Genomic DNA, 6502 nt, shown 5'->3' on the forward strand with positions numbered 1-6502 from the left:
TACTAAGGATGAAAATAGCGTTAATTGGTTACGGGAAAATGGGCAAGGCAATAGAAGCTATCGCCGTTGCAAAAGGACATGAAATCGTAGCTCGTATTGATAAAGACAACCAGCACCTCCTGAATAAGGATAGCCTGCAACATGCCGATGTGGCCATTGAATTTACCGGACCAGAAACTGCTTACAACAATATCCTGAAGTGCTTTGAAGCCAATGTACCTGTAATATGCGGTAGCACCGGCTGGCTCGAAAAGATGCCCGCCGTAACAGCCCTGTGCCTTGAGAAACATCAGGCATTCCTCTATGCAAGCAATTTCAGCATCGGCGTTAATATCTTCTTCGAACTGAATAAACGCCTGGCCGAACTGATGGCCGCTCAGCCACAATACAACGTGCAGATGGAAGAAATCCACCACACCCAAAAGCGCGACGCACCAAGTGGTACCGCTATCTCCCTGGCCGAACAGGTACTGGAAAAAGTGACCCGGAAACAAAACTGGGTAAACACCGAAACAACTGCTCCCACAGAACTGTCCATCATTTCTAAAAGAATAGATCCGGCACCAGGTACGCATATCATCAACTACACCTCCCCCATCGACGATATCACCATCACTCATACCGCCCATTCCAGAGAAGGATTTGCTTCAGGTGCCGTAGTGGCCGCTGAATGGATTCAGGGTAAAAAGGGCGTATTCAGTATGAAAGATGTGTTAAGCCTGTAGTAATTAAAAAGGGATTATCTTTGTATAAGTATGCTATCGAAAAAAACACAATACGCTTTTCATGCACTTATTCACCTGGCAGAGAATCAAGATAAAGGTCCCATCCTGATATCTGAAATTGCGCAGGAAAAAAATATATCCATTAAATTCCTGGAAAACATTCTGCTGGAGTTGAAAAACGCAGGTATTCTGGGAAGTAAAAAGGGTAAAGGCGGTGGCTATTACCTGATGAAGCCGCCTAAAGAGATAGCCCTGGCTAAAATCATCCGCCTGCTCGATGGGGCAATCGCCCTGCTGCCATGCGTGAGCCTGAACTACTATGAGCGATGTGATAATTGTAAAGATGAAGCGGTGTGCGGACTCAACGAAGTAATGAGCAAAGTGAGAGATGCCTCCCTTAAAATTCTCGAAAATAAGACCTTAAAGGATATTCTGACCAAACAGGTCACCATCTAAGAAATTGATTTTCAATCAAATCCCGCTACATCTCGTAGCGGGATTTTTTTTTAAGGATAGTTTATCAAAATAAGTCTATCTTTTTTATAGAGTTTATGTATTTTTGTTTCATCTGTAAGAAGCTAAGGAAGTTTTTTTTATTACGATGAAAGACATCAGACAAGCAATCGAAGGCCTTGATGCACCCGCGGCAATGGCCTTGCTGGCAGCAGAATTCCCGGGAGCCGTGGCATTCTCCACCTCCTTCGGACAAGAAGATCAGGTCATTGCCGACATGATCTGGCGCCACAACATCCCTGTAAGGGTTTTCACACTGGATACGGGACGTCTCTTCCAGGAGACCTACGATCTTATGGATCTGACCCGCGCCCGTTACAAGCAGAACTTTGAAGTCTACTTCCCTGAAACCCGGAGCGTGGAAACACTCCTCAAAGAAAAAGGTCCCAACAGCTTTTACGAGTCAGTAGACAACCGCAAGGAATGCTGTAATATTCGTAAGGTAGTACCTTTGAACAGAGCACTGCAGGGGGTAAAAGTCTGGATCACCGGACTACGTGCCGAGCAGTCGGAAAACCGCCAGTCTCTCCACGACATCGAATGGGACGAAAGCAGGCAGCTCTATAAATACCAGCCACTGATCAACTGGACTTTTGACCAGATGCTGGATTACCTGAAAGCGAACAATGTACCTTACAATAAACTCCATGACCAGGGATTCATCAGCATCGGCTGTGCACCCTGTACAAGAGCCATTGAACCAGGAGAACATCCCCGCGCCGGCCGCTGGTGGTGGGAAATCTCAAAGAAAGAATGTGGCTTACACGGATAAAGGGTGACAAGTACTTCAGTTAAAATTTTCTTTACGGTAAAAAGTTCCCATTCGCGGATGGGCAGTTAAACCAAGATATATGAGTAATAAAATACAGTGGGAGTTTCCGCAGGCATTGGAAGATGAGGCCATCTATATTTTACGTGAAACAGCTGCTCAGTTTGAAAGACCAGCGATCCTGTTCTCCGGTGGTAAAGATTCTATCACCATCGTAAGACTGGCGCAGAAGGCTTTCTACCCGGGTAAGTGTCCTTTTCCGTTATTACATATTGACACAGGGCATAACTTCCCTGAAACCATCCAGTTCCGTGACTGGCTGGTTGAATCCTTAGGCCTGGACCTGGTAGTAAGAAACGTGCAGGATAGCATCAACCAGGGAAAAGTACAGGAAGAAACCGGGAAATATGCCAGCCGTAATGCACTGCAAACCGTCACCCTGCTGGATGCCATCGAAGAAATGAAGTACGATGCTTGTATAGGAGGTGCCCGCCGTGATGAAGAAAAAGCCCGTGCCAAAGAAAGGATCTTCTCTGTAAGAGATGAATTCGGACAATGGAACGCTAAAATGCAACGCCCCGAACTGTTCGATATGCTGAATGGTAAAATCAACATCGGCGAAAACGTTCGTGTATTCCCAATCTCCAACTGGACAGAGCTGGATGTATGGAATTATATACGCAGAGAAAAGCTGGAAATCCCGTCTATCTACTTCTCCCACGAGAGAGATATCATAGAAAGAGATGGTATGTACTGGCCGGCTTCTCCATTCCTGAATACCACAGATGAAGAAGTACCCTTCCGCCAGAAAGTACGCTTCCGTACCGTAGGCGATATGACATGTACCGCTGCTGTGATTTCCGAGGCCGATAAACTGGAAGATATCATCTCCGAAATACTGGAAGCCAAAATCTCTGAAAGAGGCGCCCGTATCGATGATAAACGCTCAGAAGCCGCTATGGAAAAACGTAAGCAGGCAGGTTATTTCTAAACAATCACTTTTCACATTCTGAAATTTCAATAAATGGAGGTTTTACGTATAACTACATCCGGCAGTGTGGATGACGGAAAAAGCACTTTAATAGGCAGACTGCTGTATGATACCAACTCTATCCCACAGGATAAAATGGAAGCATTACACGCTGCCAGCAAACGTAAAGGACTGGACTTCACCGACCTGTCACTGCTCACCGATGGCCTGGTAGCCGAAAGAGAACAGGGTATCACCATCGATGTGGCGCATATCTACTTCTCTACTCCTAATCGTAAATATATCATTGCCGATACTCCCGGTCACGTGGAATATACCAGGAACATGGTAACCGGTGCTTCCAATGCACAGGTATCCCTGATCCTGATAGATGCCCGTAAAGGTATCGTGGAGCAAACATACAGGCACTTCTTTATTGCCAGCCTGCTGCGTATTCCATACCTGGTAGTATGTGTCAATAAAATGGACCTGGTTGAATACAGCGAAGCACGGTTTAACCAGATCGTGGAAGACTTCCAGGCGCTCGTTGCCAGCGCCAGCTTCAAAGCGCCTTCTATCAAATTCATTCCTATCTCTTCCCTCTATGGAGAGAATGTAGCCGGTAAATCTGAAAAGATCAGCTGGTATAACGGCGATTCCCTGCTGGATTACCTGGAACAAATTACTTTTGACCATGCAGACAGCAGCCACCCCGCACGCTTCCCTGTACAGTCAGTGATCCGCCCAAGAACTGAAGCTTTCCATGATTTCCGTGGTTTTGCCGGCAAAGTAGCCAGCGGACAATTCAATGTAGGCGATGAGATCATTTCCCTGCCATCACAACAAACCAGCAGGATCAAGTCTATAGAACAGTTTGAAAAACAACTGGATGTGGCACAGGCACGTGAAAGCGTAGTGATCACATTGGAAACTGAAATTGATACCAGCCGTGGTAGTATGCTGGCAAAAGTAGGTCAGGCGCCTGCCCTGCTCAAGGATATTACTGCCGATATCTGCTGGATGGATCAGCAAAAGCTGGTACCTGGCAAGACCTATCTGCTGCAGCATGGCATTAACCGTGTCAAGGCAAAGGTGCAACAGTTACTTGAAGTGGTGGATGTGACTTCCAACCAGCTGGTAGCTGATAAGAAAGAAATGGGATTGAATGATATTGGTAAAATTGCAATCAGAACAGCGGCCCCGATCTTTGCCGATGCTTATAGTGTGAATCCGGCAAATGGTGCTTTTATATTGATCGACGAATATAGCAACTCGACTGTCGCAGTTGGGTTTGTAGCCTGATAAAATTAAAAAGTCCTGCCATAAGGCAGGACTTTTCCGATTATTCTGGTGTCGAATGCTTGCCAGCAAATCTCTTACTACCTCACCGCGTCCTTCAGGTTCTTCAACATATCTGTCGTCATCTTTTCCAGACAATATTCCGGCTTCCAACCCCAGTCATTTCTCGCTTTTTCATCATCAATACTCTGTGGCCATCCATCGGCAATCGCCTGCCTGTAGTCAGGTGCATAATCAATGGTAAACTCAGGAATGTGCTTCTTTATTTCGGCAGCGATCTCCTTAGGAGAGAAACTCATCGCACCTAAATTGTAAGAAGAACGTACCCTGATCTTTTCCTTGTCTGCTTCCATCAGTTCAATGGTAGCACGGATAGCATCCGGCATATACATCATGGGCAGGTAGGTGCCTTCTGACAGGAAACAGGTATATTTCTTTTCTTCCAGCGCCTCGTGGAAGATCTCAATTGCATAATCAGTAGTGCCACCACCTGGTGCAGACTTATAGCTGATCAGACCCGGATAGCGCAGGCTGCGAACGTCTACGCCATAACGGTGGTTATAATATTCACACCAGCGCTCACCGGCGAACTTACTGATACCATAAATGGTCGTAGGCTCGATGATGGTATGCTGAGGTGTGCTTTCTTTAGGAGAATCTGGTCCAAATACGGCGATAGAACTAGGCCAGTACACTTTGTCAATACCCTCTTCTTTCGCAATGTCCAGTACATTCAGCAGGCTGGCCATATTGATATGCCAGGCCAGCAGCGGATTTTTTTCACCGGTAGCAGAGAGAATAGCCGCCAGCAGGTAAATCTGGGTAATGTTGTGACGGATCACCAGCACATGCAGCATCTCCTTGTTCATCACATCCAGAGAGACATAGGGTCCGGAACCTTTCAGTAATTCATGTTCTTCCCGAAGGTCAGAGGCAATAACATTTGCATCGCCATACATTTTCCTGAGCGCCAGTGTCAACTCAACACCGATCTGCCCACAGGCACCAATTACCAGGATTTTGTCTTTCTTCATGCTAACTCGTGATTAATTTTCAGGACGTAATATTACTGGGTTCCGCAAATATTACGATCATCGCTATAAATCGCATGACAATGCGGTAACAATCTGTGAAGGTAGCTAAAAGCATATATAGGCCCAGCAAGCTTTTTCATCAGGCGGATTACAATTTCATGACAATCCACACTTCCCTCCTTATCAGCGTAATCCCTGAGAATAACCTACCTTTGCATTCTCAAATACAAAAATCATGTCTGTTTCACATTTGAAAGCTCTTTTTAACGAAAGATATAATCCAGAGAATTTCTTCCTGATTGCCGGCCCTTGTGTGGTGGAAGACGAAGCACTGCTGATGCAGGTAGCAGAAAAAGTATCCCGCATTTGTGAGCGTTTACAGATACCATATATTTTCAAAGCATCTTACCGTAAGGCGAATCGTACCAGTATCAATTCTTTCAGTGGTATTGGTGATGTAGAAGGATTGGATCTGTTACAGAAAATAGGTCAGACCTTCCATCTGCCAGTAACGACGGACATTCACTCCGCTGCCGAAGCCGCGATGGCTGCCGCTTATGCAGATGTACTGCAGATCCCTGCCTTCCTCTGCCGCCAGACAGATATCCTGATTGCAGCTGCAGAAACAGGTAAAGTAGTGAATGTAAAGAAAGGCCAGTTTGTAAGCGGTGAAGCCATGAAATTTGCCGTAGAAAAAGTAAGACAGGCCGGTAATGATAAGGTCATGCTCACGGAGCGTGGTACTACCTTTGGTTACCAGGACCTGGTAGTGGATTACAGGAACATCCCTATTATGAAGGAACATGGTGTACCAGTGATCATGGACTGTACCCACTCTTTACAACAGCCTAACCAGACAAGCGGTGTAACAGGTGGTAATCCCAAACTGATCAGCACTATTGCAAAAGCTGCCATTGCAACCGGTGCAGATGGTTTATTTATCGAAACACATCCTGATCCATCCTGCGCTAAATCAGATGGTGCCAATATGTTACATCTGGATCTGCTGGAAAAACTGCTGGAAGACCTGGTAAGGATCAGAGAAGTAGTAAGATAATTTTCCGCCCTGTTTCCAACAGGTGCCAGATAGAAGAGGGTGTCTCATAAGTAAATGAGGCACCCTCTCATTTTTTTGAGTTATATAGCATTTTAAGGGTCGCCCTATATTGATTTTTGGGTAATCGTTTTGAGA

Annotated in this window: 7 protein-coding genes; 6 read left to right on the forward strand and 1 reads right to left on the reverse strand. The window is 45.8% G+C overall.

Annotation, left to right across the window (positions count from 1 at the left end):
- Positions 1–8: 8 nt before the first annotated feature.
- The 5 genes from dapB to ABDW33_RS30405 all read left to right on the forward strand — a co-directional run bounded on the left by dapB (position 9) and on the right by ABDW33_RS30405 (position 4279).
- Complete coding sequence (dapB, locus tag ABDW33_RS30385; protein WP_343693850.1) at positions 9–725, forward strand: 4-hydroxy-tetrahydrodipicolinate reductase; 717 nt, start codon at positions 9–11, stop codon at positions 723–725.
- A gap of 30 nt (positions 726–755) precedes the next feature.
- Positions 756–1181 (forward strand): Rrf2 family transcriptional regulator, encoded by a 426-nt coding sequence (locus ABDW33_RS30390; protein ID WP_146967254.1) that lies wholly within the window; start codon positions 756–758, stop codon positions 1179–1181.
- A 145-nt stretch (positions 1182–1326) separates the two neighbouring features.
- Complete coding sequence (locus ABDW33_RS30395) at positions 1327–2010, forward strand: phosphoadenylyl-sulfate reductase (RefSeq protein WP_343693851.1); 684 nt, start codon at positions 1327–1329, stop codon at positions 2008–2010.
- A gap of 79 nt (positions 2011–2089) precedes the next feature.
- Positions 2090–2998 (forward strand): sulfate adenylyltransferase subunit CysD, encoded by a 909-nt coding sequence (gene cysD, locus ABDW33_RS30400; RefSeq protein ID WP_343693852.1) that lies wholly within the window; start codon positions 2090–2092, stop codon positions 2996–2998.
- A 33-nt stretch (positions 2999–3031) separates the two neighbouring features.
- Complete coding sequence (locus tag ABDW33_RS30405; RefSeq protein ID WP_343693853.1) at positions 3032–4279, forward strand: GTP-binding protein; 1248 nt, start codon at positions 3032–3034, stop codon at positions 4277–4279.
- A 77-nt stretch (positions 4280–4356) separates the two neighbouring features.
- Here ABDW33_RS30405 and ABDW33_RS30410 read toward each other — a convergent pair whose 3' ends face one another.
- A complete protein-coding gene (locus ABDW33_RS30410; RefSeq protein WP_343693854.1) occupies positions 4357–5310 on the reverse strand; it encodes an NAD-dependent epimerase/dehydratase family protein in 954 nt (317 codons plus the stop codon).
- Between the two features lie 235 nt (positions 5311–5545).
- On the opposite strand from ABDW33_RS30410, the gene kdsA reads away from it, so the two are divergent.
- On the forward strand, positions 5546–6367 hold the full coding sequence (kdsA, locus tag ABDW33_RS30415; RefSeq protein ID WP_343693855.1) for a 3-deoxy-8-phosphooctulonate synthase: 822 nt from the start codon (positions 5546–5548) through the stop codon (positions 6365–6367).
- The last annotated feature ends 135 nt before the right edge of the window (positions 6368–6502 follow it).

The organism is Chitinophaga sp., from assembly GCF_039596155.1.
Taxonomy (GTDB): Bacteria; Bacteroidota; Bacteroidia; order Chitinophagales; family Chitinophagaceae; genus Chitinophaga.

Bases quoted from the DNA above. Each gene is read 5' to 3' on its own strand.
- ABDW33_RS30390 (WP_146967254.1), top strand. From the start codon at position 756: ATGCTATCGAAAAAAACACAATACGCTTTTCATGCACTTATTCACCTG.
- ABDW33_RS30410 (WP_343693854.1), bottom strand. From the start codon at position 5,310: ATGAAGAAAGACAAAATCCTGGTAATTGGTGCCTGTGGGCAGATCGGT.
- ABDW33_RS30405 (WP_343693853.1), top strand. From the start codon at position 3,032: ATGGAGGTTTTACGTATAACTACATCCGGCAGTGTGGATGACGGAAAA.
- dapB (WP_343693850.1), top strand. From the start codon at position 9: ATGAAAATAGCGTTAATTGGTTACGGGAAAATGGGCAAGGCAATAGAA.
- kdsA (WP_343693855.1), top strand. From the start codon at position 5,546: ATGTCTGTTTCACATTTGAAAGCTCTTTTTAACGAAAGATATAATCCA.
- ABDW33_RS30395 (WP_343693851.1), top strand. From the start codon at position 1,327: ATGAAAGACATCAGACAAGCAATCGAAGGCCTTGATGCACCCGCGGCA.
- cysD (WP_343693852.1), top strand. From the start codon at position 2,090: ATGAGTAATAAAATACAGTGGGAGTTTCCGCAGGCATTGGAAGATGAG.